This window comes from Kitasatospora sp. NPDC114501, from assembly GCF_055633695.1.
Genome location: NZ_JBVKDS010000003.1, coordinates 133,694 through 159,679, shown reverse-complemented (window position 1 = coordinate 159,679; position 25,986 = coordinate 133,694). Strand labels below are relative to the sequence as shown.

Sequence of the window (25,986 nt, the reverse complement as noted above, 5' to 3'; positions counted from 1 at the left end):
GGGGGTGCGGCCCGCCCTGGCGGCGCACCCCCTGGTTGCGCGAAACCGTCGCCCCGGAGTACCCCGTGTACTCCGGGGCGACGTGTTCCCCGGCTACTGTGCGGCGGCCGGGATCATCGGTTGGGTTCCGAGCAGTGGTGATGGAGGACGGGACAGTGGGACGACTCTTCGGTACGGACGGCGTGCGCGGGGTGGCCAACGAGGGCCTGACGGCGGAGCTGGCGCTCGGTCTGTCGGTCGCGGCGGCCCATGTGCTCGGCGAGGCCGGTGCCTTCGACGGCCACCGGCCGGTCGCGGTGGTCGGCCGTGACCCGCGCGCCTCGGGCGAGTTCCTGGAGGCCGCCGTCATCGCCGGTCTGGCGAGTGCCGGGGTCGACGTCCTGCGGGTCGGCGTCCTGCCGACCCCGGCCGTGGCGTACCTCACCGGCGCCCTCGGCGCCGACTTCGGCGTGATGCTGTCCGCCAGTCACAACGCCATGCCGGACAACGGCATCAAGTTCCTCGCCCGCGGCGGCCACAAGCTGGACGACCGGATCGAGGACGCGATCGAGTCCCACTACCGCAAGCACACGCTCGGCGACGAGGACTGGAACCGTCCGACCGGCGCGGCCGTCGGCCGGGTGCGCGAGTACACCGAGGGCTTCGACAAGTACGTCGCCCACCTGATCGGCGTGCTGCCCAACCGCCTGGACGGCATCAAGGTCGTCATCGACGGCGCCCACGGCGCGGCCGCCTACGTCGCCCCCGAGGCCTTCGCCCGGGCCGGCGCCGAGGTGGTCCACACCCTGGGGGCCGAGCCCACCGGCCTCAACATCAACGACGGCGTCGGCTCCACCCACCTGGACCGGCTGCGGGTCGCGATGAAGGAGCACCAGGCCGACCTGGGCATCGCCCTGGACGGCGACGCCGACCGCTGTCTGGCCGCCGACGCCGAGGGCAACGAGGTGGACGGCGACCAGATCATCGCCATCCTCGCGGTCGCCATGAAGGAGGCCGGCACCCTGCGCGGCAACACCGCGGTGGCCACCGTGATGTCCAACCTCGGCTTCAAGCTGGCGATGGAGCGCGAGGGCATCGAGCTGGTGGAGACGGCCGTCGGCGACCGCTACGTGCTGGAGGCGATGAAGGAGCACGGCTTCGCGCTGGGCGGCGAGCAGTCCGGCCACGTGATCCTGCTGGACCACGCCACCACCGGTGACGGCACCCTGACCGGCCTGATGCTGGGCGCCCGGCTGGCCGCCACCAAGCAGCCGCTGGCCGACCTGGCCGCCGTGATGACCCGGTTGCCGCAGGTGCTGATCAACGTCAAGGGCGTCGACAAGAGCCGGGTGCGGACCAGCACCGAGCTGGCCGCGGCGGTCGCCGGGGCCGAGGCCGAACTGGGCTCCACCGGCCGGGTGCTGCTGCGCCCGTCGGGCACCGAGCCGCTGGTCCGGGTGATGGTCGAGGCCGCCGACCCGGCGCAGGCCGAGACGGTCGCGCAGCGGCTCGCCGAGGCGGTGCGCACCCACCTGGGCTGAGCCCGGAGACGCCGGGCCGGGTCTTGAGACGCCGGGCCGGGTTTTGAGACGACGAAGGGCCCCCGCGCGCCGCGGGGGCCCTTCCCGTCGTACCCGGCGGACGCTCAGAGCTTGCGCAGCAGCGCCCGGCGGACCTTGTGGTCCGAGCCCTTCTGGAGGATCAGGGTGGCCCGGCCGCGGGTCGGAAGCACGTTCTCCAGCAGGTTGGGCTTGTTGATGGTGCGCCAGACCTGCCGGCCGTACTCCATCGCCTCCTCCTCCGGCACCTCGGTGAAGCGGCGGAAGTAGGAGTTCGGGTCCTGGAAGGCGGTCTGCCGCAGCTTTCGGAAGCGGTCCAGGTACCAGTGCTCGATGTCGTCGGTCCGGGCGTCGACGTAGATCGAGAAGTCGAAGTAGTCGGCCACCGCGAGGCGGGTGCGGCCGTCGGAGCCGGGCAGCGCCGGCTGGAGCACGTTCAGGCCCTCGACGATCAGGATGTCCGGGCGCTCCACGGTGAGCCGCTCGCCCTGCACGATGTCGTACACCAGGTGCGAGTAGACCGGCGCGCTGACCCGCTCTTTGCCCGCCTTCACGTCCGCGACGAAGCGCATCAGCGCCCGGCGGTCGTAGGACTCCGGGAAGCCCTTGCGGGCCATCAGGCCGCGCCGGCGCAGCTCGGCGTTGGGGAGCAGGAAGCCGTCGGTGGTGACCAGTTCGACCCTGGGGTGCTCGGGCCAGCGGGCGAGCAGCGCCTGGAGCAGACGGGCGGTGGTGGACTTGCCGACCGCGACGGAGCCGGCCACGCCGATGATGAACGGGGTGCGGGTGCGCTCGGTGTCGGGGGTGTCCAGGAACGTGCCCAGCGTGCCGCGCAGTTCGTGCGTGGCGTGGATGTACAGGTTCAACAGGCGCGACAGCGGCAGGTAGACGTCGCGGACCTCGTCCAGGTCGAGCGCGGTACCGAGCCCGCGGAGCCGCTCCACCTCCTCGGCGGTCAGCGGCAGCGGCGTACGCTCGCGCAGCGCGCTCCACTCGGCCCGGCTGAGGTCCACGTAAGGGGACGGGGACGGGCCGGGCGTGGCGGCGCCCCGCGTACAGAGTTCGGTCAGCACATGCTCCATTGTGAGCCGTAGCGACGTTCACGGTTGCTGTGGTGTCGGTCACGCAGCGTTCCCGCGCGGCGGGAAAAGGGGCCCAGAACCGCCCTTATGCTGGCACGCATGTGCGGAATTGTTGGATACGTGGGCGCTCAGGCCGCCCTCGACGTAGTAATCGCAGGCCTGCAGCGCCTGGAGTACCGGGGTTACGACTCGGCCGGTGTGGCGGTGCAGGTCCAGGACTCCGAGGGGCAGTGGAGCCTGGCCACGGACAAGCGGGCGGGCAAGCTCGCCAACCTCCAGAAGTCGCTCGCCGAGACCCCCCTGCCCGGCGGCACCACCGGCATCGGCCACACCCGCTGGGCCACCCACGGCGGCCCGACGGACGCCAACGCCCACCCCCACCTGGACGACCACCAGCGGGTGGCCGTGGTCCACAACGGCATCATCGAGAACTTCGCCCAGCTGCGCGCCGAGATCGCCGAGCGCGGCCACACCCTCCGCTCCGAGACCGACACCGAGGTCGTCGCCCACCTGCTGGGCGAGGCCTACGCGGGTGACCTCGCCGAGGCCATGCGGGTGGTCTGCCGGCAGCTGGAGGGCGCCTTCACCCTGGTCGCCGTGCACGCGGACGCGCCGGACGTCGTCGTCGGCGCCCGCCGCAACTCGCCGCTGGTGGTCGGGCGCGGCGAGGGCGAGAACTTCCTCGCCTCGGACGTCGCCGCCTTCATCGCCCACACCCGTGAGGCGATCGAGCTGGGCCAGGACCAGGTGGTCGAGCTGCGCCGGGAGGGCGTGACCGTCACCAACTTCGACGGCACCCCCGCCGACGTGCGCGAGTACCACGTCGACTGGGACGCCTCCGCCGCCGAGAAGGGCGGCTACGACTACTTCATGCTCAAGGAGATCGCCGAGCAGCCGAAGGCGGTCGCCGACACCCTGCTCGGCCGGATCGGCACCGACGGCCGGCTGACCCTGGACGAGCTGCGGATCTCCGACGCCGACCTGCGCTCGGTCGACAAGGTCGTCATCGTGGCCTGCGGCACGGCCTTCCACGCCGGCATGATCGCCAAGTACGCGATCGAGCACTGGACCCGCATCCCCTGCGAGGTCGAGGTCGCCTCCGAGTTCCGCTACCGCGACCCGATCATGGGCCCGGGCACGCTGGTCATCGCCATCTCGCAGTCCGGCGAGACCATGGACACCCTGATGGCGCTGCGGCACGCCCGCGAGCAGGGCGCCAAGGTGCTGGCGATCTGCAACACCAACGGCTCCACCATCCCGCGCGAGTCGGACGCGGTGCTGTACACCCACGCCGGCCCGGAGGTCGCGGTCGCCTCGACCAAGGCGTTCCTGACCCAGCTGGTCGCCTGCTACCTGGTCGCCCTGTACCTGGGCCAGGTGCGCGGCACCAAGTGGGGCGACGAGATCTTCGCCGTCATCAAGGAGCTCGGCGACGCGCCGAAGCAGGTCGAGCAGGTCCTGGAGACCATGGAGCCGGTGCGCGAGCTGGCCCGCTCGCTGGCCGACGCCCGCTCGGTGCTGTTCCTCGGCCGCCACGTCGGCTTCCCGGTGGCCCTGGAGGGCGCGCTCAAGCTCAAGGAGCTGGCGTACATGCACGCCGAGGGCTTCGCGGCGGGCGAGCTCAAGCACGGCCCGATCGCGCTGATCGAGGAGGGGCTGCCGGTCGTGGTCGTCGTGCCCTCGCCGCGCGGCCGGTCGATCCTGCACGACAAGATCGTCTCCAACATCCAGGAGATCCGGGCCCGCGGCGCCCGCACGATCGTGATCGCCGAGGAGGGCGACGAGGCGGTCGTCCCGTACGCGGACCACCTGATCCGCATCCCGGCCACCCCGACCCTGCTCCAGCCGCTGGTCTCCACCGTCCCGCTCCAGGTCTTCGCCTGCGAGCTGGCCACGGCCAAGGGCCACGAGGTCGACCAGCCGCGCAACCTGGCGAAGTCGGTCACCGTCGAGTAGTCGCTCGGCCTTCCACGGCGCCCCTGCGGTGGCTGCGTCCTACCGCAGGGGCGACGTGTCGAGCGTGAAGGAGAACGGGGCGGGGAGCTCGATGCGCCTGCCGGCCTCGCGCGCAACGGCCCGGCGACCATGGCCCTTCTCCCTCCTGTGGGTCCGTGTCGAGCCACAAGGTAGGCGTACGGACCGGCACCGGTGGGGGATCGAAGTGGTCGTCACTCGAAAGTGTGCCGCAGGGGCGGCTCCCGCGGGGCGGCGGCGCGGGCTAGCGTCGGCGGTAGCCGACCGCTGAAGGAGTTCCCGCATGCGTCATGCACACCCTGTGGAAACCGTTCGGGCCGCCGAGGCCGCGCTGATGGCGCGGCTGCCGGAGGGCACGCTGATGCAGCGGGCGGCCGCCGGGCTGGCCGCGACCTGCGCGCGGCTGCTGACGCGGCGTCGCGGCCGGGTGTACGGCAGCCGGGTGACGGTGCTCGCGGGCAGCGGGGACAACGGGGGTGACGCCCTGTACGCCGGGGCCGCGCTGGCCCGGCGCGGGGCGCGGGTGACGGCGGTGCTGCTGGCCCCGGAGAAGGCGCACCCGGGCGGGCTGGCCGCGCTGCGGGCCGCCGGCGGACGGGTGACGGCGGAGCAGGAGGTCGGCCTGGCCGACTTCTCGCGCGCGGACCTGGTGCTGGACGGCATCGTCGGCATCGGCGGCCGGGGCGGGCTGCGCCCGGAGGCCCGGCCGTACGCGCAGGCCGCGCGGTCCGGGATCGTGGTGGCGGTGGACCTGCCGAGCGGGGTGGACGCCGACACCGGCGAGGTGCCCGGCGAGGCGCTGCGCGCGGACGTCACGGTCTGCTTCGGCACGTACAAGCCCGGGCTGCTGGTCGACCCGGGGGCCTCGTACGCGGGCGTGGTGCAGCTGGTCGGCATCGGGCTGGAGCCGCCCGCCGCGCAGGTGACGGCGCTCCAGCACGCGGACGTGGCGGCGCTGCTGCCGGTGCCGGGCGCGGAGAGCGACAAGTACCGGCGCGGCGTCGTCGGGGTGGCGGCCGGCTCGGCGACCTACCCGGGTGCGGCGCTGCTGGCGGTGGCCGGGGCGCTGCACGGCGGCGCGGGCGCCGTCCGCTACGTGGGCACCGCCGCCGAGGAGGTGGTGCGGCGCTTCCCGGAGGCGCTGGTCACCGAGGGCGGGCCGGCCGGGGCCGGGCGGGTGCAGGCCTGGGTGGTGGGGCCGGGCGGCGGCGAGGGGGCGCGGCAGGCGCTGACCGAGGCGCTGGCGAGCGACGTCCCGGTGCTGGTGGACGCGGACGGGCTGACCGAGCTGGGCCGGCTCGGACCGGACGCGCTGGCCGGCCGCACCGCACCCACCCTGCTCACCCCGCACACCGGCGAGGCCGCCCGGCTGCTCGCGGGCGCCGGGGGCGGCACCCCGCCGGCCGCGGACGACCTGGCCGCGGCCCGGCTGGCCACCGCCCGACGGCTGGCGGCGGTCTACCGCGCGACGGTGCTGCTGAAGGGCTCCACCACGGTGGTCGCCGACCCGGGCGGGGCCGTCCGGGTGAACCCGACCGGCACCTCCTGGCTGGCCACCGCCGGCAGCGGCGACGTGCTGGCCGGGCTGGCCGGCTCCCTGCTGGCGGCCGGACTCGCACCCCTGGACGCCGGGTCGGCGGCCGCCTACCTGCACGGCCTGGCCGGCCGCGAGGCGGCGGGCCGGCCGGGCGCCCCGACGACGGCGCTCGCCGTGGCGGGGGCGCTGCCGGCCGTGTGGCGGGCGGTCCGCGAGGGGGCGCCGACGGAACCGGGACATCCGGCTACGGCGTCCTGAACGGGGGGAACGGGCGGTCCGCGGCACGTCGGCGGGCCATGGGGGGCCGCCGCGCGGACGGGCCGTTCGGCGAGGACTCCGGGACGTCTGGGAGACTGACCCTGATGACAACTGCGAACACGACCGGCACAGCCACCCTCACCGACGGCGTACGGGCCGAGGCGACCATCGATCTCGCCGCCCTGCGCGGCAACCTCGCGGCGCTGCGCGAGCGCGTCGGCGGCCCGGCGGTGATGCTCGCGGTCAAGGCGGACGCCTACGGCCACGGGGCGGTCGAGTGTGCCCGGGAAGCGGTCGCCAACGGGATCGGCTGGCTCGGCTGCGCGACGCCGGACGAGGCGCTGGCGCTGCGGGCCGCGGGCATCCGCCCCGAGCGGGCCCGCATCCTGTGCTGGCTGTGGACGCCGGGCGGGCCCTGGCGCGAGGCGCTGCGCGCGGACCTGGACATCTCGGTCAGCGGCCAGTGGGCGCTCGACGAGCTGCTGTCCGCCGTGCGCGAGACCGGCATCCCGGCCCGGGTGCACCTGAAGGCCGACACCGGCCTCGGCCGCAACGGCTGCCAGCCGCACGACTGGCCGCGGCTGGTGGCCGCCGCCCGCCGGGCCGAGGCCGAGGGCCTGCTGACGGTCGTCGGCGTCTGGTCGCACTTCGCCGCGGCGGACGAGCCCGGCCACCCCTCGATCCAGGCCCAGCTGGACTCCTACCGCGCCGCGCTGGCGACGGCCGAGGCCGCCGGGCTGCGCCCCGAGGTCCGGCACCTGGCGAACTCCCCGGCCACCCTGCTGCTGCCCGAGTCGCACTTCGACCTGGTCCGCACCGGCCTGGCCGCGTACGGGCTGTCGCCGGTGCCCGGGGTGGGCTCGCCGGCCGACTTCGGGCTGCGCCCGGTGATGGCGCTGACCGCGCGGCTGGCGCTGGTCAAGCAGGTCCCCGGCGGGCACGGGGTCAGCTACGGCCACCACTACACGACGCCGGGCGAGACCACCCTGGGCCTGGTCCCGGTCGGCTACGGCGACGGCGTCCCCCGGCACGCCAGCGGCACCGGCCCGGTGCAGATCGACGGCAAGTGGCGCACGGTGGCCGGCCGGGTCGCGATGGACCAGTTCGTGGTGGACCTCGGCGGCGACACCCCGGCGATCGGCGACGAGGTGCTGCTGTTCGGCAACGGCGAGCGCGGCGAGCCCACCGCCGAGGACTGGGCCCGCGCCTGCGGCACCATCTCGTACGAGATCATCACCCGGATCGGTGCCCGGGTGCCCCGCCGCTACCTGGGCGGCAGCCACGCCGAGGGCCCGTCGGCATGACGGACGCGCCGTCCGAGGTCAGTCCGGTCGCGGTGGTCGCCAAGGCGGCCGGCGCCGCCTCCGGGGTGAGCCGGGCGGGTGTGATCGGGATCTCGGTCGGCGTGCTGGCGGCCGGGGCGGCCGCGGGCGTCGCGCTCGAACGGCTGACCGTCGGCCGGGCGATGCGCCGCCGGGCCCGGGCCGAGCTGGACGCGAACGCCCCCTACGGCTCGCTGCGCGGCCGCCCGCGGACGGTGGCCGCACCGGACGGCACCGAGCTGTACGTCGAGCTGGACGGCACCGGCTGGAGCGGGCCGGACGGCGACGGCTCCGACGACGAGCCGCTGACCGTGGTGTTCTGCCACGGGTACTGCCTCAACCAGGACAGCTGGCACTTCCAGCGGGCCGCGCTGCGCGAGGGCATGCGGCTGGTCTTCTGGGACCAGCGCAGCCACGGCCGCTCCGAGCGCTCCCGTTCGTTCCTGGCGGGCGAGCCGGCCGGCATCGACCAGCTGGGCGGCGACCTCAAGGCGGTGATCGACGCCGTCGCCCCGACCGGGCCGCTGGTGCTGGTGGGCCACTCGATGGGCGGCATGACGGTGATGGCGCTGGCCGACCAGCACCCGGAGCTGTTCCGCGAGCGGGTGGCCGGGGTGGCGCTGATCGGCACCCTCGCCGGGGACTGGAACGACGTCAGCCTCGGTCTGCCGAGGGCCGGCGCCAAGCTGTTCAAGAAGGTCGCGCCCGGGATGGTGCGGCTGCTGGGCCGGCAGGTCGACCTGGTCGAGGCGACCAGGCGGCTGGGCTCGGACGTGGCCGCCCTGTTCTACCGGCGCTTCTCCTTCGGCGGCCGGGACGTCGACCCCGGCGTGGTGCGCTTCGCCGAGCAGCTGCTGGACGCCACCCCGATCGACGTGGTCGCCGAGTTCTACCCGGTGTTCGGCGTGCACGAGAAGTACGAGGCGCTGGCCGCCCTGCGCGGTCTGCCCGTGCTGGTGCTGGCCGGGACGAAGGACCTGCTGACGCCCTCGACGCACAGCGAGGCGATCGCCGCGCTGCTGCCGGGCGCCGAGCTGGTCCTGGCCGAGGGCGCCGGGCACCTGGTGATGCTGGAGCGCCCGGAGCCGGTCGGCCACGAGCTGGCCCGGCTGCTGCGCCGGGCCGCCGACTTCGCCGGGGCCGCGCCGCTGCCCGCGGCCGTCCTCGACCTGGCCCGTGAGCGGGCCGGCGAGGCCGTCGCCGACCCCGCGTGAGCCCGGGGGCCGCCCGCACCGGGGCCCTCCGATGTGGGACGGTAGCGGTGGCGGCCGGTGGTCGGTGCGCCGGTACGGATCGAAGGGCAAGACACGCGCATGGGCTCGCAAGCCACTCTCACCGTCCCCACCCCGGAGCGGATGGGCCGGCTCGGCCGGGAGCTGGCCGCGCTGCTGCGGCCGGGTGACCTGGTGCTGCTCTCCGGCGAGCTGGGAGCGGGGAAGACCACGCTGACCCGGGGCCTGGGGGAGGGGCTCCAGGTCCGCGGGGCGGTGACCTCGCCGACCTTCGTGATCGCCCGGGTGCACCCCTCGCTGGTCGGCGGCCCGGCGCTGGTGCACGTGGACGCGTACCGGCTGGGCGGGGACCTGGACGAGATGGAGGACCTCGACCTGGACGTCTCGCTTCCCGAGTCGGTGGTCGTGGTCGAGTGGGGCGAGGGCAAGGTCGAGCGGCTGTCCGAGGACCGGCTGGAGGTCCGGATCGAACGGGCCATCGGCGGCACCGCGGACGGCGACGACCAGGACCCGCGCCGGGTGGTGCTGACCGGCATCGGCCCGCGCTGGGCGGACGTGGCGCTGGCGGAACTCGGATAGCGACCGGCCGCCGACGTCTCGCCGGCACTTGCCGACAGGCTGTCGGCAAGGTGTTGCGGGCGGGGCGCCGGGCGTGGTGGGATGGGTGCTGCGGTTAGGTCTGCCTAACTAGGGAGGCGCCATGTCGAGCACCACCCCCGCCCCGCAGCGCGCGGTCCCCGCCGCCGGGGCCGGAGACTCCGCCCGCCGCGCTCCGGGAGAGCCGATGCGGGCGCTGCTGGCCGCGTGCGCGGCCGCCGAGGCGGTGTCCACCCCGCCCGAACCGCGGTCCGTACCGGACGAACGGCCCGGGCAGGACGAACGGCCCGAAGCGCGGACGCCCCGGGCCGCGTGAGGCCGGTCGGCCGCGTGAGGCCGGTCCTCCCGGGCGCGGACGCTCCGGGCCGCTCCCGGCCGTCTGGGGTCAGGCGACCACGACCACCTTGGTGTCCTTCGGCGCGAAGTCCCAGAGCAGCTGCCCCTCGGCGCGGCCGCTGCGGATGCCGCCGGTCTTGGTGCCCGGGTCGGTGGTCGGCGTCGCGCCGTCCACGGCCGCGCTGAAGCCGAACACCACGCCGTTCTGCTGCGCGAAGCGCACCACGTGCTCGATCTGCCGGCCGTCCGTCCCGGTGGCGGTCGGGGTGCGGCTGTACACCGCGTAGTTGCCCGGGGCCGGCTCGACCGAGCCCGGGGTGACCGGGAAGGCGGCCGCGACCTGCGGGGTCTTCTTCGGGTCGACCAGCCAGACGTAGTGGCTGCCGACCGAGTACACGACCCGGATGCCGGTGCCCGAGGTGGGCGGCAGCGCGGGGACGGTCGGGGTGGCCGCGGGGGTCGGCGCCGCGGCGGTGGCCGTGCCGGTCGCCGTGGTGGTGGCGGTGGGCCTGGCGCCGCCCGCCCGGTCCTGGGCGCCGTTGGCCTGGAAGGCCAGCAGGCTCACCGCCACCAGGGCCCCCACGGTCAACCCCGTGACCACCACTCCAGGACCCATCTTCGCCACGTTGCCGCTCCCGCCGCCGTCCCTTTACGTACGGCCCCATCGTGCCAGGTTCATCCGCGCGGGTCGCAGCGCCTCGGATGTGTGTTCCCGGGTGGTACGCCCTGCCGATCGGCCGGTCGGCCCAACGTCGGTCTAACCTTGACCCGTGCTGCTGCTCGCGTTCGACACCGCTACCCCCGCCGTCACCGCCGCCGTCCACGACGGCACGGCCGTCCTCGCCGAGACCCACCAGGTCGACGCCAGGCGCCACGGCGAACTGCTGCTGCCCGCGATCGACCAGGTGCTGCGGGCCGCCGGGGTGGACAAGCACCGGCTGACCGGCATCGCGGTCGGCGTCGGCCCCGGCCCGTACACCGGCCTGCGGGTCGGCCTGGTGACCGCCGCCGCGCTCGGCCACGCGCTCGGGCTGCCGGTCCACGGCGTCTGCACCCTGGACGCGATCGCCTTCCAGGCCCGCGCCGAGGGCCTGGCCGGACAGCCGTTCACGGTCGCCACCGACGCGCGCCGCAAGGAGGTCTACTGGGCCTCGTACGACGCCGAGGGCCGCCGCACCGAGGGCCCCGACGTCGACCGCCCGGCCGAGCTGACCCCGCAGGAGCGCTCCGTCGGCGCCGGCGCGCTGCTCTACCCCGACGCCTTCCCGGGCGCGCACGGCCCCGCGCACGTCTCGGCCGGCGCCCTGGCCGGCTTCGCCGCCGCCGAGCTGGCCGCCGGCCGCGAGCTGCTGCCGAACCACCCGCTGTACCTGCGCCGCCCGGACGCCCAGGTCCCGGCGGGCTACAAGGCGGTGCTCCCGGCGTGAACCACGGCACCACCCTGCGCCCGATGCGCTGGTGGGACATCGCGCCGGTGCTGGAACTGGAGCTGCGGCTCTTCCCCGAGGACGCCTGGTCCGCCGGGATGTTCTGGTCCGAGCTGGCCGACTCCCACCCCGGCGGCACCCGCCACTACACCGTCGCGGCCGCCCCGGACGGCACCGTCGTCGGCTACGCCGGGCTGATGGCGATCGCCGGCGAGGGCGACGTCCAGACCATCGCCGTCGACGAGCGCCACCAGGGCGCCGGCCTCGGCGCGGCGCTGCTCACCGACCTGATCCGGGAGGCCGCCCGGCGCGAGTGCGCCGAGCTGCTGCTGGAGGTGCGGGTGGACAACCCGCGTGCCCAGCGGCTGTACGAGCGGCACGGCTTCGAACCGGTGGGCATCCGGCGCGGCTACTACCAGCCCGCCAACGTCGACGCGCTGGTGATGCGCCTCGACCGCCCGGGCCTCGACCATCCGAGTCCCGACCACCCGGGCCTCGACCGCCCGAGCACTGACAGCACCGATCCGAAGGACATTGAGGACACCCGCCATGGCTGACGAACCGCTCGTCCTCGGCATCGAGACCTCCTGCGACGAGACCGGCGTCGGCATCGTGCGCGGCACCACGCTGCTGGCCGACGCGGTCGCCTCCAGCGTCAACGACCACGCCCGCTTCGGCGGTGTCGTGCCGGAGATCGCCAGCCGCGCGCACCTGGAGGCGATGGTCCCGACCATCCAGCGCGCCCTGGACACCGCCGGGATCAAGGCGAGCGACCTGGACGGCATCGCCGTCACCGCCGGCCCCGGCCTGGCCGGCGCGCTGCTGGTCGGCGTCAGCGCCGCGAAGGCGTACGCCTGGGCGCTGGACAAGCCGCTGTACGGGGTCAACCACCTCGCCTCGCACATCTGCGTCGACCAGCTGGAGCACGGCCGGCTGCCCTCGCCGACGATGGCCCTGCTGGTCTCCGGCGGGCACTCCTCGCTGCTGCTCAGCGAGGACATCACCAGCGACGTCCGCCCGCTCGGCGCGACCATCGACGACGCGGCCGGCGAGGCCTTCGACAAGGTCGCCCGGGTGCTCGGCCTCGGCTTCCCCGGCGGCCCGATCGTCGACCGCACGGCCCGCGAGGGGGATCCCAAGGCGATCGCCTTCCCGCGCGGCCTGTCCGGCCGGAACGACCCGGAGTACGACTTCTCGTTCTCCGGCCTGAAGACCGCCGTCGCCCGCTGGGTCGAGGCCAAGCGCCGGGCCGGCGAGGAGGTGCCGATCGCCGACGTGGCGGCGTCCTTCCAGGAGGCGGTCACCGACGTGCTCACCCGCAAGGCCGTCAAGGCGTGCCGGGACAACGGCGTCGACCACCTGATGATCGGCGGCGGCGTGGCGGCCAACTCGCGGCTGCGCGAGATGGCCCAGCAGCGCTGCGACCGGGCCGGCATCCGACTGCGGGTGCCCCGGCCGGGCCTGTGCACCGACAACGGCGCGATGGTCGCGGCGCTCGGCGCCGAGATGGTGTGGCGCGACCGCACGCCGTCCGCCTTCGACCTGTCCGCCGACTCCTCGCTGCCGGTGACCGACGTCCACGTGCCCCACACCGACTTCCACGGTCAGGCCTACGACGCCCTCGGCGGCGGCGCGGCATGACCGTCGCCGCGATGTGGGAGGCCCGGGCGGCGACCGGCCGGGGGGCCGAACTCGCCGCCTGGGTGCGGGAGTCGGTGCTTCCCGTGCTCCGCGGCTCGGCCGGGCTGGACCGTCTCGAACTGCTCTCCGCCCCGGGCGGGAGGGTGCTGCTGATCGCCTGGTGGAGCGGCGAGCCGGTGCCCGTCGCCGACCCTCCGGCCGAGCTGTTGGGCCGCCCGGTGCACCGCTGGTCCTTCACCAGCGAGCACATCGAATAACTGATCGGGAACCGCTGACCTGTTCGGTACCGTGCTAGCTGAGAGAGAGCTGGACGGGAGCCGGGAGCGCGCAGCGGTGATCAGGGACGGGCGGAGCAGGGCCAGGACGTACGCGGCGGGGGCGGCGGCCCTGCTGGCCTTCGCCACCGCGTGCGGCGACGACGGAGGCGGCGGCAGCGCCGCCCCGCCCGCCGCGCCTTCGTCCGCCGCGGCCCGGCCCACCGGCTCCGCGCCGACCGGCGCGACCGCGACCGCCACCCCGGCGGCAGCGGGCGCGGCGGCCTGGGCCAAGTGGGGCCTCACCCCGCTCGCCCCCGCCCCGGCGCCGCCCGCCGACAAGCCCGTCAAGCTCGAACGGACCGGCCCGGTACCGGTGTTCAGCGACGTGAAGACGAGCGACAAGGTCGTCTTCATCACCATCGACGACGGCGCCGAGAAGGACCCGAAGTTCGTCGAGATGCTGACCGACCTCAAGGTGCCGGTCTCGATGTTCCTGACCCGGGACATCGTCAGGAACGACTACGCCTACTTCAAGCCGCTCCAGGCGCTGGGCAACCACGTCCAGAACCACACCGTGGACCACCCGGTGATGAGCAAGCTCCCGGCGGACCGGCAGAAGTCCGAGATCTGCGACGCGCAGTCCGCGCTCACCCAGCAGTACGGCACCGCCCCGCTGCTGTTCCGCCCGCCGTTCGGCGACGGCGCCAACACCCCGATGCTCAACACCTCGGTCCAGGAGTGCGGTCCGCGCGCGATAGTGCTGTGGCGCGAGTCGATGCAGATCCACGACATGCAGTACCAGTCCGGGGACAAGAAGCTGAAGCCCGGCGACATCGTCCTGGCGCACTTCCGCGGCCCCAAGGAGCTCAAGGGCGCCACGATGACCCAGATGTTCGGCGACCTGCTGGCCCGGATCCAGGAGCAGGGCTTCTCGGTGGCCCGGCTGGAGGACTACATCCAGGCGCCCGGCGCGTAGCTCAGACCGGCTGCCCCAGCATCATCAGCGGCCCGTGGTCGGTGCGGCTGAGGATCACCGTGACGGTGTTCGGCCCGGACGGCTTGAGCTGGCGGCGCAGCTCCTCCGGGGTGATCGCCATTCCGCGCTTCTTGATCACCACCGTGCCGACCGCCCGTTCGCGCAGCAGCGCCTTCAGCTTCTTGATGTTGAACGGCAGCACGTCGGTGAGCTCGAAGGCGTGCGCGTACGGGGTGGCGACCAGCTCGTCCGAGGTCAGGTAGGCGATCTTCGGGTCGATCAGCCGGCCGCCCACCTGCTCGGCCACCTCGGCCACCAGGTGGGCCCGGATCACCGCGCCGTCCGGCTCGTACAGGTAGCGCCCGACCGGGCCGGCCGGCGGGTCGGGCAGGTCGCCGCCGGTCAGGCTGGCGCCCTGCGGCAGCAGGGTGGCGCGGTGCGGGCTCGCGGCCCGGGTGCCGAACCAGAGCACCGCCTCCTTGACGTCGCCGTGGTCGGAGACCCACTCGGCCTCGGCGTCCTGCGGCACCGCCTCGTGCGGGATGCCCGGCGCGACCTTCAGCGCGCCGACCGGGGTCCGCCGGCCGGCCTCGACGGCCCAGGAGAGCGGCGGGGCGTACGCCTCCGGGTCGAACACCCGGCCGCGCGAGGTGCGCCGGGCCGGATCGGTGAACACCGCGTCGAAGCCGGTGACGTCCACGTCGGCGACGTCCGCGCAGCGCACCTCGACCTGTTCGGCCAGGCCCAGCGCGGCGGCGTTGGCCGCGGTGGCGGCGCAGGCCGCCGGGTCCCTGTCGACGGCCAGCACCTCGATGCCCGCCCGGGCCAGCGCCAGCACGTCCCCTCCGATGCCGCAGCACAGGTCCGCCAGCCGCCGTACGCCCAGGGCGGCGAACCGCCGCGCCCGCCACTCGGCCACGCTGCGCCGGGTGGACTGCTCCACCCCGTTGGGCGTGAAGTACATCAGGTCGGCGTCGGTTCCGAACTTCGCCCGCGCCCGCTGCCGCAGCCGAGCCTGCCCGAACGCGGCCGACACCAGCTCCGCGGGGTGCTCCCGGCGCAGCCTGGTCGCCAGCGCCAGCTCCTCCTCGGGGGTGAACTCGCGCAACTCGGCGAGCAGGGCCTGGCCCTCGGGGGTCAGCAGCGGCTGGAGGTTCTCGGTGTCCACGGGGCCATTCTCGCGGGTCGGGCGCCCTCGCTCCGCGTGCCCGCCGACTCCGGCGGGCCGGAGGGCGTCACCGCCACAGGACGCCCGAGGAGAGGACCACCGGCAGCACGAACGGGGAGAGCGCAGCGGCGACCGGGAGGTACCGGTAGCCGGACCGCCGGCCGCGGAAGGCGACCGCCAGGCCCGCCGCCAGGGCGGCGACCGGGGCGGCCAGCATCCCGATGCTCAGGAAGGCCCACCCGAGGCCGTCCCCGTCGTCCCCGTGGCCGGGGCCGCTGCCGAGGGAGGCGACGAGGAGGAAGACCACGAACGGCAGCGCGGCCCCCAGCAGGGGCAGCGACAGCAGGGCGAGGGCGGCGTCCGTGGTCCGGGACGGGCCGACGCGCACCGGGATCGATGTCATGACGAGGAGTCTGCCGACGGCTGGACCGTCGCACATGAGTACGACTACTCATCCGGGAACCGGGCTCCTCAGGGCGCGTCGTTGGCACTCTGGTTGACTGAGTGCTAACACGGCCCTATGGTCGTCCTTGGCACTCCCCACTAGGAGAGTGCTAACGCGATAACGCGTGTCTGACCCCCGCGACGGCAGACCCGCAGGATCGCCCCTACCCGTTAGAAAACCCCGTAATCTCCGAAGGGGAGCTCGGACGTGACCACCAGCAGCAAGGTTGCCATCAAGCCGCTCGAGGACCGCATCGTGGTCCAGCCGCTCGACGCCGAGACCACCACGGCCTCCGGCCTGGTTATCCCGGACACCGCCAAGGAGAAGCCCCAGGAGGGCGTCGTCCTGGCCGTCGGCCCGGGCCGCTTCGAGGACGGCCAGCGTCTGCCGCTCGACGTCGCCGTGGGTGACATCGTCCTGTACTCGAAGTACGGCGGCACCGAGGTGAAGTACCAGGGCGAGGAGTACCTGGTGCTCTCCGCTCGCGACGTTCTCGCCATCATCGAGAAGTAAGTCGTCCCCGACCCGCCCCGGATCCGTGTCCCTAGTGACAGGGGCCCGGGGCGTGGTTGTTGGTTCACGTAGTTCGGCGGCCGGTCGGCCGGCCGCAGCCCCGAGGGAATAGGGAACATGGCGAAGATCCTGCAGTTCGACGAGGACGCCCGCCGCTCGCTGGAGCGCGGTGTCAACAAGCTGGCCGACACCGTCAAGGTGACCATCGGCCCCAAGGGCCGCAACGTCGTCATCGACAAGAAGTTCGGCGCCCCGACCATCACCAACGACGGTGTCACCATCGCCCGTGAGGTCGAGCTGGACGACCCGTACGAGAACCTTGGCGCGCAGCTCGTCAAGGAGGTCGCCACCAAGACCAACGACGTCGCGGGTGACGGCACGACCACCGCCACCGTGCTGGCCCAGGCCCTGGTCAACGAGGGTCTGCGCAACGTCGCCGCCGGTGCCGGCCCGGCCGCCCTGAAGAAGGGCATCGACAAGGCCGTCGCCGCCGTCTCCGAGCACCTGCTCTCCATCGCCCGCGAGATCGAGGGCAAGGACGACGTCGCCGCCGTCGCGTCCCTCTCCGCCCAGGACACCCAGGTCGGCGAGCTGATCGCCGAGGCGATCGACAAGGTCGGCAAGGACGGTGTCATCACCGTCGAGGAGTCGAACACCTTCGGCGTGGAGCTGGACTTCACCGAGGGCATGCAGTTCGACAAGGGCTACCTGTCGCCGTACTTCGTCACCGACGCGGAGCGGCAGGAGGCGGTCCTGGAGGACCCGTACATCCTGATCAACCAGGGCAAGATCTCCTCCATCCAGGAGCTGCTCCCGCTGCTGGAGAAGATCCTCCAGGGCGGTACCTCCAAGCCGCTGCTGATCATCGCCGAGGACGTCGACGGCGAGGCGCTGTCGACCCTGGTCGTGAACAAGATCCGCGGCACCTTCAACGCCGTCGCTGTCAAGGCTCCGGGCTTCGGCGACCGCCGCAAGGCGATCCTCGGCGACCTGGCCGTCCTGACCGGTGGCCAGGTCATCTCCGAGGAGGTCGGCCTCAAGCTCGACCAGGTCGGCCTGGACGTGCTGGGCACCGCCCGCCGCGTGACCATCACCAAGGACGAGACCACGGTCGTCGACGGCGCCGGTGACGCCGAGGCCGTCGCCGGCCGCGTCGCCCAGATCAAGGGCGAGATCGCCGCGACCGACTCCGACTGGGACCGCGAGAAGCTGCAGGAGCGCCTGGCCAAGCTGGCCGGCGGCGTCTGCGTCATCAAGGTCGGCGCCGCCACCGAGGTGGAGCTCAAGGAGCGCAAGCACCGCCTGGAGGACGCCATCTCGGCGACCCGCGCCGCGGTCGAGGAGGGCATCGTCGCCGGTGGTGGCGCCTCCCTGGTCCACGCCGCCAAGGTGCTGAACGACGGCCTGGGCCTGTCGGGTGACGAGGCCACCGGTGTCGCCGTCGTCCGCAAGGCGCTGCACGAGCCGCTGCGCTGGATCGCCCAGAACGCCGGCCTGGAGGGCTACGTCATCACCTCCAAGGTCTCCGAGCTGGAGGCCGGCCAGGGCTACAACGCCGCCACCGGCGAGTACGGCGACCTGGTGAAGGCCGGCGTCATCGACCCGGTCAAGGTCACCCGCTCCGCCCTGGAGAACGCCGCCTCGATCGCCTCCCTGCTCCTCACCACCGAGACCCTCGTGGTGGAGAAGAAGGAGGAGGAGGCCGACAGCGGTCACGGCCACTCGCACGGCCACGGCCACTCGCACTGAGGCTCCGACACCTGACCGGAGGCCCGGTCCGCGCCCCGCGAGGGGAGGCGGGCCGGGCCTCCGGCGTTCGCGCCCGTTTCAACTATCAGTAGAATTTTGCAGAATTCAAAGATTGCCTTATAAATAAGGCATGATCGAGGCCCGCCATCTGCGCGTCCTGCGTGCCGTCGCCCGCACCGGCTCCTTCTCCGCCGCCGCCCGCGAGCTGGGGTGTACGCAGCCCGCCATCAGCCAGCAGATGAAGGCCCTGGAGAAGTCGGTGGACACCCCGCTGGTGGTCCGCTCGGGCCGGGGGATGCAGCTCAGCGAGGCCGGCCGGGTCCTGCTCAAGCATGCCACCGGAATCCTGGCCGGGCTCTCCGCCGCCGAGGAGGAGGTGGCCGCGATCGCCGGGCTGCGGGCCGGGCGGGTTCGGCTGGTGTCCTTCCCGACCGCGAGCTCCACTCTGGTGCCGCCCGCCGTCGCCCGCCTGCGGGACGGCCATCCGGGGGTGCGCGTGTCGCTGGTCGAGGCGGAGCCGCCGGAGTCGCTGGCGATGCTGCGCGGCGGCGAGTGCGAGATCGCGCTGGCCTTCCGCTACCCGCAGTCCGACGGCGCCGCCGCGGCCCCGGCGCCCGCCCACGGCACGCCGCGCGAGGCCCGGGCCGAGGCCAACCTGGAGGCGCAGCAGCTGACCGCCGGGACCGACTGGTCCGATCTGGTGGTCACCCCGCTGCTGGACGACCCGCTGGTGGGCCTGCTGCCCGCCGACCACCCGCTGGGCGGGCGCGGCGGGGCGGTGGAACTGGCCGAGCTGGCGGGGGAGCAGTGGATCGCCGGCTGCCCGCAGTGCCGGGGGCACCTGGTGGAGCTGTGCGCCGGTGCGGGCTTCGAGCCCCGGATCGACTTCGCGACGGACGACTACCCGGCGGTGGTCGGCCTGGTGGCGGCCGGGCTGGGGGTGGCGGTGCTGCCCCGGCTGGCGCTCCAGTCGGTGCGTCCTGACGGCGTGTCGACGGTGCCGGTGCGGACGGCCTCCGGGGTGCCCGCGGTGCGCCAGGTGGTCGCGCTGACCCTGCCGGACCTGGCCGGGGTGCCGGCCGTCGCGCTGATGCTGGAGCGGCTGGCGGGAGCGGCCGCCACGCGCTGACGGCGGGTGACGGGGCCGCGGTGGTCCTGTACGAACAGTGAGCCGAGAGGCTGAAGCGCCGCGAGGAAACGTTTCTTCACGGCGCTCATGGAGACGGGGCTAGTGCCGGGCGACCATCGGCGGGGCCAGCGGGACCTCGACCAGCCGGTGCCGCGAGCGTCCCAGCATCTCCTCGCGCTCGTCCTCGGTCATCCCACCCCAGACGCCGTACGGCTCACGGACCGCCAGCGCGTGCGCCGCGCACTCGGCGATCACCGGGCAGCGCATGCAGACCTCCTTGGCGCTGGCCTCGCGCGAACTGCGCGCGGCCCCGCGCTCGCCCTCGGGGTGGAAGAAGAGCGAGCTGTCCACGCCACGGCAGGCTGCGGAGAGCTGCCAGTCCCAGAGGTCCGCGTTGGGACCGGGGAGGCGGGAGAAATCTGCCATGGCTCATTCCCTTCAGAGGCTGTCGGCCGTCGGCCGGGCGTTCGGCGGGGCTGGCTGCCGAGCGGTGCGGCGGGGCTTCGATGCACTGGTGTGGACACCTGGAAATATGACTTAAGGCAACTCCATGGACAAGTCACCCACACACTGGCACAACAGTCAATGACCATACGAAAGCTATAAAAAAGGGCATAGTGGGCAAGGGCTCTGCCGGGCGCGGGCGTGGCAATCGGGTGGCCGAGGGGCGCGCGGCGGGCCGGGCCGGTGTGCGGGTCGTGCGCCGACCGCGCGCGAGCTGCGCAAAAGAGCGGCGTGTGCACCGCGATGCGGCTGATCGGTAACGGGTCGGCCACGTACAGTGGTGGAGATGGCCCCGAAGGCCGTAACTCATTCGAGTGACGGTCGTTGGAAGTGCGGAGGCGGTTAGCGGGCGCCGGACGTCGGGAACGATCGCGGGCAGGTTGGGGCGATCAGGACGGAGTCTGTCGCCGATCGGCCGTGTCGGAGAGGTTCGTACCAGCCAGGAGGCTCAACGTGACGCGGATCAGCTGCGGAGGACGACGGTCATGACTTCCGTTCTCGTTTGCGACGATTCCCCGCTCGCCCGCGAGGCGCTTCGCCGCGCGGTCGCGACCGTACCCGGTGTGGACCGGGTCACCACCGCGACGAACGGGGAGGAGGTCCTCCGCCGCTGGGTGGCCGACCGCTCCGATCTCGTTCTGATGGACGTCCGGATGCCCGGCCTCGGCGGGGTCGAGACGGTCCGGCGGCTGCTGTCCGCCGACCCGGGCGCGCGGATCATCATGCTCACCGTCGCCGAGGACCTCGACGGCGTCGCGCTCGCGGTGGCCGCGGGCGCCCGCGGTTACCTGCACAAGGACGCCTCGCGCGCCGAGCTGCGGGCCACCGTCACCCAGGCCCTCGCCGACCCGACCTGGCGGCTCGCCCCGCGCCGGCTGCGCAGCCCCGACATGGGCGCGGCGCCGACGTTGACGGCGCGTGAGATCCAGGTGCTGGAGGGCATGAGCCACGGCCGCAGCAACGCCGAGATCGGCCGTGAGCTGTTCCTCTCCGAGGACACCGTCAAGACCCACGCCCGACGGCTCTTCAAGAAGCTCGGGGCCTCCGACCGGGCGCACGCGGTGGCGCTGGGCTTCCGCTGGGGCCTGGTCCGCTGACCACCGGCGGCGCCGCCGGTTGCGGCGTGCCGCCGGCGGTTCCCGGAGCGGACACCGCACAGGCGTGTGACGTCACGGTCCCGAGGTTGCACCATGGAGGAGTGGAGCACCTCGGGGACCAGCGGACAGGCACTGCGGCGAACCACGCAGCCGCAGGACACTCGGCGGACGGCGCGACGGACGGGACCAGCGACGGCGGCGGGGCGGGAGGCGGCACGGTGCAGGAGGGGCCGGTGGTGCACGGCATGCCGCACGGTGCCGCAGCGCATAACGTTCCGGTGCACAACTCCGGACGCGGTGCCACGTTTTCCCGCTCGACCAGGCACCATGGACCGATGCGCGACGACGTCGCCGGTACGGCCGGCCAGGCGGACCCGGTGGAGGCCGAGCCCTCCGGTCCGGGTCACGATCCGTCGTACGCCGAACCCGGCGGTTCCGCCGGTGAGACCGGACCCGACCGCCCGCCGGTGCTCGGCAAGGGCGGCTCCCCGCTGGTGGGGGAACTGGTCGCGGCCGCCGTGCGCGGCGAGGGCCCGGCGATCGACGCGCTGCTCGCCTACGTCCACCCGCTGGCCCTGCGGTACTGCCGCGCCAGGCTGGTCCGGCTGCCCGGCGGGGCCCGGCACCACGTGGACGACGTCGCGCAGGAGGTCTGCGTCGCGGTGCTCTGCGCGCTGCCCCGGTACAAGGACCAGGGGCGCCCGTTCGAGGCCTTCGTCTACGGGATCGCCGCGCACAAGATCGCCGATCTCCAGCGGGCCGCGATGCGCGGGCCCGGCTCGACCGTGGTGCCCCAGGACGACCTGCCGGAGGTGCCGGACGAGGCGCTCGGCCCGGAGGAGCAGGCGCTGCTGAGCAGCGACGCCGCCTGGGCGAAGGAACTGCTCTCCAACCTGCCGGCCCGTCAGCGCGAGCTGGTGCTGCTCCGGGTGGCCGCCGGACTGTCGGCGGAGGAGACCGGCGAGGTGCTCGGGATGTCACCCGGCGCCGTCCGGGTCGCCCAGCACCGGGCGCTCAGCCGGCTGCGGGCGCTCGCGGAGGAGTCCTCCTGACCCGTGCCGTGCCCGCCGGCCGCGGTGGAATGGGCCATGGTGCGGGGTTGTTGTCAAGGGCACACGAGGACACATTCGCGGTGCCAGTACCATGGGGTATCGGCGCCTGGGCGGGTTGCCAAAGTTTGACGGGTGCGCGCGGGGTCCCCCTGGAGGATCCTCCCATTGCACCCGGCTTCGGCGGTCTGCGCGAGTGAGCGATGAATGCGCCCCCACCCTCAGGGCGTGAGCGGATAAGGCCGGCCACGGAAGGTACCCCCCAAATGTCTTACAACGCCGCAGGCGTACCCGAGAAGTTCGCCATGCTCGGGCTCACGTACGACGACGTCCTGCTGCTGCCCGGGGCCTCCGAGGTGCTGCCGAACCAGGTGGACACCTCCTCGCGGGTCTCCCGGAACGTGCGCGTCAACATCCCGCTGCTCTCCGCGGCGATGGACAAGGTCACCGAGTCGCGGATGGCCATCGCGATGGCGCGCCAGGGCGGCGTCGGCGTGCTCCACCGCAACCTGTCCGTCGAGGACCAGGCCAACCAGGTCGACCTGGTGAAGCGGTCCGAGTCCGGCATGGTCACCGACCCGATCACGGTCGGCCCGGAGACCACCCTGGGCGAGGCCGACGCGCTGTGCGCCAAGTTCCGCATCTCCGGCGTGCCGATCGCCGACGAGGCGGGCAAGCTGCTCGGCATCGTCACCAACCGCGACATGGCCTTCGAGTCGGACCGCAGCCGCCAGGTCCGCGAGATCATGACCCCGATGCCGCTGATCACCGGCAAGGTCGGCATCTCCGGGGTGGACGCGATGGCGCTGCTGCGCCGTCACAAGATCGAGAAGCTTCCGCTGGTCGACGACGAGGGCCGGATCAAGGGCCTGATCACCGTCAAGGACTTCGTCAAGGCCGAGCAGTACCCGAACGCCGCCAAGGACGCCGAGGGCCGGCTGCTGGTCGGCGCCGCCGTCGGCGCCAGCGCCGAGGCGTTCGACCGGGCCCAGGCCCTGGTCGAGGCCGGTGCGGACTTCCTGGTGGTGGACACCTCGCACGGCCACAGCCACAACGCGCTGGCCTGGATCGCGAAGATCAAGTCGGCCGTCAAGATCGACGTGGTCGGCGGCAACGTCGCCACCCGCGACGGCGCCCAGGCGCTGATCGACGCCGGCGTGGACGGCGTCAAGGTCGGCGTCGGCCCCGGCTCCATCTGCACCACCCGCGTGGTCGCCGGCATCGGCGTCCCGCAGATCACCGCCATCTACGAGGCCGCGGTGGCCTGCCAGGCGGCCGGCGTGCCGGTCATCGGCGACGGCGGCCTGCAGTACTCGGGCGACATCGGCAAGGCGCTCGCCGCCGGTGCCGACACCGTGATGCTCGGCTCGCTGCTGGCCGGCTGCGAGGAGTCGCCGGGCGAGCTGATGTTCATCAACGGCAAGCAGTTCAAGTCCTACCGCGGCATGGGTTCGCTGGGCGCCATGCAGTCCCGCGGCCAGGGCCGCTCCTACTCCAAGGACCGCTACTTCCAGGCCGAGGTGGCCTCGGACGACAAGCTCGTCCCCGAGGGCATCGAGGGCCAGGTGCCCTACCGCGGCCCGCTGTCGGCCGTGCTGCACCAGCTGGTCGGCGGTCTGCGCCAGACCATGGGCTACGTCGGCGCCGCCACCGTCGCCGAGATGGAGAGCAAGGGCCGGTTCGTCCGGATCACCTCGGCGGGCCTCAAGGAGAGCCACCCGCACGACATCCAGATGACCGTCGAGGCGCCGAACTACTCGGCCCGCTGACGCCGCCGGACCACTGAGGGGCCCGCTGCCGCACCGCGGCGGCGGGCCCCTCGGGCCGTCGGGCGTCCGGCCGTGGGCCGTCGGGGCGGGACCAGCGGCAGTACGGGATACTGGGGTGCGGTCGGGGTGACCCGGCAGGCATGAGCAACAAAGCAGAAGGGCTCGAAGTGACTGAGATCGAGATCGGGCGAGGCAAGCGCGGCCGACGGGCGTACGCCTTCGACGACATCGCCGTCGTCCCCAGCCGCCGTACCCGGGACCCGAAGGAGGTCTCGATCGCCTGGCAGATCGACGCCTACCGCTTCGAGCTGCCGTTCCTGGCCGCCCCGATGGACAGCGTGGTCTCGCCGCAGCAGGCCATCCAGATCGGCCGCCTCGGCGGTCTGGGCGTGCTGAACCTCGAGGGCCTGTGGACCCGCTACGAGGACCCGCAGCCGCTGCTGGACGAGATCGCCTCGATCACCGACGAGTCCGCCGCGACCCGCCGGCTCCAGGAGATCTACTCCGCGCCGATCCGCGCCGAGCTGATCAAGCAGCGGATCCAGGAGGTCCGCGACTCCGGCGTGGTCACCGCCGCGGCCCTGTCGCCGCAGCGCACCGCCGAGTTCTCCAAGGCCGTCGTGGACGCCGGCGTCGACGTCTTCGTCATCCGCGGCACCACCGTCTCCGCCGAGCACGTCTCCGGCGCGGCCGAGCCGCTCAACCTCAAGCAGTTCATCTACGAGCTGGACGTTCCGGTGATCGTCGGTGGGTGCGCCACGTACACCGCGGCGCTGCACCTGATGCGGACCGGCGCCGCCGGGGTGCTGGTCGGGTTCGGTGGGGGCGCGGCCCACACCACCCGGGCCGTCCTGGGCATCCAGGTGCCGATGGCGACCGCGGTCGCCGACGTGGCGGCCGCCCGTCGCGACTACATGGACGAGTCCGGTGGGCGCTACGTGCACGTCATCGCGGACGGCGGGGTCGGGTACAGCGGTGACATCCCGAAGGCGGTCGCCTGCGGCGCCGACGCGGTGATGATCGGGGCCGCGCTGGCGCGGGCCACCGACGCTCCGGGCAAGGGGATCCACTGGGGGATGGAGGCCGTCCACGAGGAGCTGCCGCGGGGCAAGCGGGTGGACCTCGGGACGGTCGGGACCACCGAGGAGATCCTGACCGGCCCCTCGCACGCTCCGGACGGGACCATGAACCTGTTCGGTGCGCTGCGGCGGGCGATGGCCACGACGGGGTACACGGAGCTCAAGGAGTTCCAGCGGGTCGAGGTGACGGTGAATCCGGCGCTGGATCATCGCTGAGGTTGTTGGTTGACGGGGCCCCTGCCGGGTGACGGTGGGGGCTTTCGTTTTGGGGGTGGGCTTTCGGGAGGGTGGGGGGTCGGGGGCGGCTCCGGGGGTGGGTGCTGCGGGGGCTGGATGATTTTCAGACTGCCGGTGGCGTGGGTGGGGTCGTTGGGTGCGTTGGCAGTCTGAAAATCACCCGTCACGCCCCTCTCCGCACCCACCCCCTGCGCCGCCCCCTTCCGCAGCGCGTCCCTCTCGCGGGGGGTGGGTGGGTGGGGGAGGGGTGGGGTGTGCGCTGGTGGGTGGGGGGCCGGTGGGGGGCCGGTGGGGGTTGGGGTTTGTGCGGGCGTGCGGGCTTTGCCCTGCGCGCCCGCTGGGGGGTGTGGGGGTGGTCGGGGGTCAGGTGCGGGTGGCGGTACGGCGGGTGAGGAGGAAGCCGCCGATGAGGGCGATGGCGTAGAAGGCGGCGTCGAGGGGGCGTAGGTCGGCGCGCCAGGTGGTGAGGGTGTCGTGGAGGAGGCCGTGGGGGGTGGGGCCTTCGGCGCGGAGGCGGCGGAGGTGTTCGATCAGTTGGCCGAGGAGGAGGGCGCCGGCGGCGAGGAGGGCGCCGAGTGGGGGGAGGAGGCGGCTGTGGCCGCCGAGGCGGCCCAGGGGGAGGGCGACCAGGCCGGCGGGGGCGATGGCCAGCCAGCCGAGGCTGTCGGCGGCGCGGAGGGGGGCGCTGCCGTAGGCGAGGCCGCCGAGGAGCATGGCGAGCAGGGCCAGGGTGACGGCCAGGGCGGTGCGGTGGCGGGGGGCGGGCCGGGGGTCGGGTTCGGTGGGGTCGAAGCCGGTGACGGCGCCGGGCATGCCGGGGGCGACGTAGCCCTCGGGGGTGGCCGGGGGAGGTGCGACCGAGTAGTGCTGGGCGGTGCGCGGCCGGGGCGATGGGCCGTCAGTGCCCGGTACGGGTGCGGTCATGGGCGTCGAATCCCCCCGGAAAGACGATGAGCTGCCGAACGGTAGCAGCGACTCGGACAGATCTTGGCGAGTTTTCGATCACAGATCGGGCACGGAGCGCCGCATCCGTTCAGGTCCGTCCCAGGTTGGGGCGGGGGCCGGGTGGT

Annotated in this window: 25 protein-coding genes; 19 read left to right on the top strand and 6 right to left on the bottom strand. The window is 73.6% G+C overall.

Annotation, left to right across the window (positions count from 1 at the left end):
• Nucleotides 1-155: 155 nt before the first annotated feature.
• Nucleotides 156-1,520 (top strand): phosphoglucosamine mutase, encoded by a 1,365-nt coding sequence (gene glmM, locus ACZ7RU_RS07105; RefSeq protein ID WP_470339896.1) that lies wholly within the window; start codon nt 156-158, stop codon nt 1,518-1,520.
• A gap of 104 nt (nt 1,521-1,624) precedes the next feature.
• Here the strand turns inward: glmM and coaA are convergent, their stop codons facing one another.
• Nucleotides 1,625-2,620: a type I pantothenate kinase gene (gene coaA, locus ACZ7RU_RS07100; RefSeq protein WP_359897501.1), complete on the bottom strand. Its 996-nt coding sequence runs from the start codon at nt 2,618-2,620 to the stop codon at nt 1,625-1,627.
• 99 nt (nt 2,621-2,719) lie between these two features.
• Between coaA and glmS the strand changes: the two genes are divergently transcribed.
• The 6 genes from glmS to ACZ7RU_RS07070 all read left to right on the top strand — a co-directional run bounded on the left by glmS (nt 2,720) and on the right by ACZ7RU_RS07070 (nt 9,856).
• Nucleotides 2,720-4,576, top strand: coding sequence for a glutamine--fructose-6-phosphate transaminase (isomerizing) (gene glmS, locus ACZ7RU_RS07095; RefSeq protein ID WP_470339895.1), 1,857 nt, complete (start codon nt 2,720-2,722; stop codon nt 4,574-4,576).
• A gap of 301 nt (nt 4,577-4,877) precedes the next feature.
• Nucleotides 4,878-6,389, top strand: a complete 1,512-nt coding sequence (locus tag ACZ7RU_RS07090) for an NAD(P)H-hydrate dehydratase (RefSeq protein WP_470339894.1) — start codon at nt 4,878-4,880, stop codon at nt 6,387-6,389.
• A gap of 104 nt (nt 6,390-6,493) precedes the next feature.
• Complete coding sequence (gene alr / locus ACZ7RU_RS07085) at nt 6,494-7,693, top strand: alanine racemase (protein ID WP_470339893.1); 1,200 nt, start codon at nt 6,494-6,496, stop codon at nt 7,691-7,693.
• On the top strand, nt 7,690-8,925 hold the full coding sequence (locus ACZ7RU_RS07080; protein ID WP_470339892.1) for an alpha/beta fold hydrolase: 1,236 nt from the start codon (nt 7,690-7,692) through the stop codon (nt 8,923-8,925). Before alr ends, ACZ7RU_RS07080 begins: the two co-directional genes overlap by 4 nt.
• A 99-nt stretch (nt 8,926-9,024) precedes the next feature.
• Nucleotides 9,025-9,522: a tRNA (adenosine(37)-N6)-threonylcarbamoyltransferase complex ATPase subunit type 1 TsaE gene (gene tsaE / locus ACZ7RU_RS07075; RefSeq protein WP_470339891.1), complete on the top strand. Its 498-nt coding sequence runs from the start codon at nt 9,025-9,027 to the stop codon at nt 9,520-9,522.
• 121 nt (nt 9,523-9,643) lie between these two features.
• Nucleotides 9,644-9,856, top strand: coding sequence for a hypothetical protein (locus tag ACZ7RU_RS07070; protein WP_470339890.1), 213 nt, complete (start codon nt 9,644-9,646; stop codon nt 9,854-9,856).
• 69 nt (nt 9,857-9,925) lie between these two features.
• Here the strand turns inward: ACZ7RU_RS07070 and ACZ7RU_RS07065 are convergent, their stop codons facing one another.
• Complete coding sequence (locus ACZ7RU_RS07065; protein ID WP_470339889.1) at nt 9,926-10,492, bottom strand: hypothetical protein; 567 nt, start codon at nt 10,490-10,492, stop codon at nt 9,926-9,928.
• A gap of 154 nt (nt 10,493-10,646) precedes the next feature.
• On the opposite strand from ACZ7RU_RS07065, the gene tsaB reads away from it, so the two are divergent.
• Genes tsaB through ACZ7RU_RS07040 form a run of 5 tightly spaced genes read left to right on the top strand, consistent with a single transcriptional unit; the run spans nt 10,647 to nt 14,177 of the window.
• Complete coding sequence (gene tsaB / locus ACZ7RU_RS07060; RefSeq protein ID WP_470339888.1) at nt 10,647-11,303, top strand: tRNA (adenosine(37)-N6)-threonylcarbamoyltransferase complex dimerization subunit type 1 TsaB; 657 nt, start codon at nt 10,647-10,649, stop codon at nt 11,301-11,303.
• Between the two features lie 23 nt (nt 11,304-11,326).
• Nucleotides 11,327-11,860, top strand: coding sequence for a ribosomal protein S18-alanine N-acetyltransferase (gene rimI / locus ACZ7RU_RS07055; protein WP_470340220.1), 534 nt, complete (start codon nt 11,327-11,329; stop codon nt 11,858-11,860).
• Entirely contained in the window at nt 11,853-12,944 is a 1,092-nt protein-coding gene (gene tsaD / locus ACZ7RU_RS07050) for a tRNA (adenosine(37)-N6)-threonylcarbamoyltransferase complex transferase subunit TsaD (protein WP_470339887.1), read from the top strand. Before rimI ends, tsaD begins: the two co-directional genes overlap by 8 nt.
• Nucleotides 12,941-13,201: a hypothetical protein gene (locus tag ACZ7RU_RS07045; protein ID WP_470339886.1), complete on the top strand. Its 261-nt coding sequence runs from the start codon at nt 12,941-12,943 to the stop codon at nt 13,199-13,201. The genes tsaD and ACZ7RU_RS07045 overlap by 4 nt, the downstream gene beginning before the upstream one ends.
• Before the next feature lie 31 nt (nt 13,202-13,232).
• Nucleotides 13,233-14,177 (top strand): polysaccharide deacetylase family protein, encoded by a 945-nt coding sequence (locus tag ACZ7RU_RS07040; protein ID WP_470339885.1) that lies wholly within the window; start codon nt 13,233-13,235, stop codon nt 14,175-14,177.
• Between the two features lies 1 nt (nt 14,178).
• On the opposite strand, the gene ACZ7RU_RS07035 is transcribed toward ACZ7RU_RS07040, so the two are convergent.
• Nucleotides 14,179-15,345, bottom strand: a complete 1,167-nt coding sequence (locus ACZ7RU_RS07035; protein WP_470339884.1) for a class I SAM-dependent methyltransferase — start codon at nt 15,343-15,345, stop codon at nt 14,179-14,181.
• Nucleotides 15,346-15,412: 67 nt separating this feature from the next.
• A complete protein-coding gene (locus ACZ7RU_RS07030; RefSeq protein ID WP_470339883.1) occupies nt 15,413-15,748 on the bottom strand; it encodes a hypothetical protein in 336 nt (111 codons plus the stop codon).
• 249 nt (nt 15,749-15,997) lie between these two features.
• Between ACZ7RU_RS07030 and groES the strand changes: the two genes are divergently transcribed.
• From groES to ACZ7RU_RS07015, 3 genes are all read left to right on the top strand, one after another.
• Nucleotides 15,998-16,303 (top strand): co-chaperone GroES, encoded by a 306-nt coding sequence (gene groES / locus ACZ7RU_RS07025; protein ID WP_014136232.1) that lies wholly within the window; start codon nt 15,998-16,000, stop codon nt 16,301-16,303.
• A gap of 117 nt (nt 16,304-16,420) precedes the next feature.
• Entirely contained in the window at nt 16,421-18,052 is a 1,632-nt protein-coding gene (gene groL / locus ACZ7RU_RS07020; RefSeq protein ID WP_470339882.1) for a chaperonin GroEL, read from the top strand.
• A gap of 130 nt (nt 18,053-18,182) precedes the next feature.
• Nucleotides 18,183-19,181, top strand: a complete 999-nt coding sequence (locus tag ACZ7RU_RS07015; protein WP_470339881.1) for a LysR family transcriptional regulator — start codon at nt 18,183-18,185, stop codon at nt 19,179-19,181.
• Between the two features lie 99 nt (nt 19,182-19,280).
• On the opposite strand, the gene ACZ7RU_RS07010 is transcribed toward ACZ7RU_RS07015, so the two are convergent.
• Nucleotides 19,281-19,607, bottom strand: coding sequence for a WhiB family transcriptional regulator (locus ACZ7RU_RS07010; RefSeq protein WP_470339880.1), 327 nt, complete (start codon nt 19,605-19,607; stop codon nt 19,281-19,283).
• Between the two features lie 563 nt (nt 19,608-20,170).
• On the opposite strand from ACZ7RU_RS07010, the gene ACZ7RU_RS07005 reads away from it, so the two are divergent.
• The 4 genes from ACZ7RU_RS07005 to ACZ7RU_RS06990 all read left to right on the top strand — a co-directional run bounded on the left by ACZ7RU_RS07005 (nt 20,171) and on the right by ACZ7RU_RS06990 (nt 24,895).
• Complete coding sequence (locus ACZ7RU_RS07005; protein ID WP_014136228.1) at nt 20,171-20,782, top strand: response regulator transcription factor; 612 nt, start codon at nt 20,171-20,173, stop codon at nt 20,780-20,782.
• A gap of 335 nt (nt 20,783-21,117) precedes the next feature.
• Nucleotides 21,118-21,834 carry a sigma-70 family RNA polymerase sigma factor gene (locus tag ACZ7RU_RS07000; RefSeq protein ID WP_470339879.1) on the top strand — a complete coding sequence of 239 codons (717 nt, stop codon included), beginning with the start codon at nt 21,118-21,120 and terminating at the stop codon, nt 21,832-21,834.
• Nucleotides 21,835-22,097: 263 nt separating this feature from the next.
• The gene (gene guaB, locus ACZ7RU_RS06995) at nt 22,098-23,600 is read left to right on the top strand and encodes an IMP dehydrogenase (protein ID WP_387756392.1); all 1,503 of its coding nucleotides are present in this window, start codon (nt 22,098-22,100) and stop codon (nt 23,598-23,600) included.
• 167 nt (nt 23,601-23,767) lie between these two features.
• A complete protein-coding gene (locus ACZ7RU_RS06990) occupies nt 23,768-24,895 on the top strand; it encodes a GuaB3 family IMP dehydrogenase-related protein (RefSeq protein ID WP_470339878.1) in 1,128 nt (375 codons plus the stop codon).
• A gap of 384 nt (nt 24,896-25,279) precedes the next feature.
• Here ACZ7RU_RS06990 and ACZ7RU_RS06985 read toward each other — a convergent pair whose 3' ends face one another.
• Nucleotides 25,280-25,840, bottom strand: coding sequence for a hypothetical protein (locus ACZ7RU_RS06985; RefSeq protein WP_470339877.1), 561 nt, complete (start codon nt 25,838-25,840; stop codon nt 25,280-25,282).
• Nucleotides 25,841-25,986: the final 146 nt, after the last annotated feature.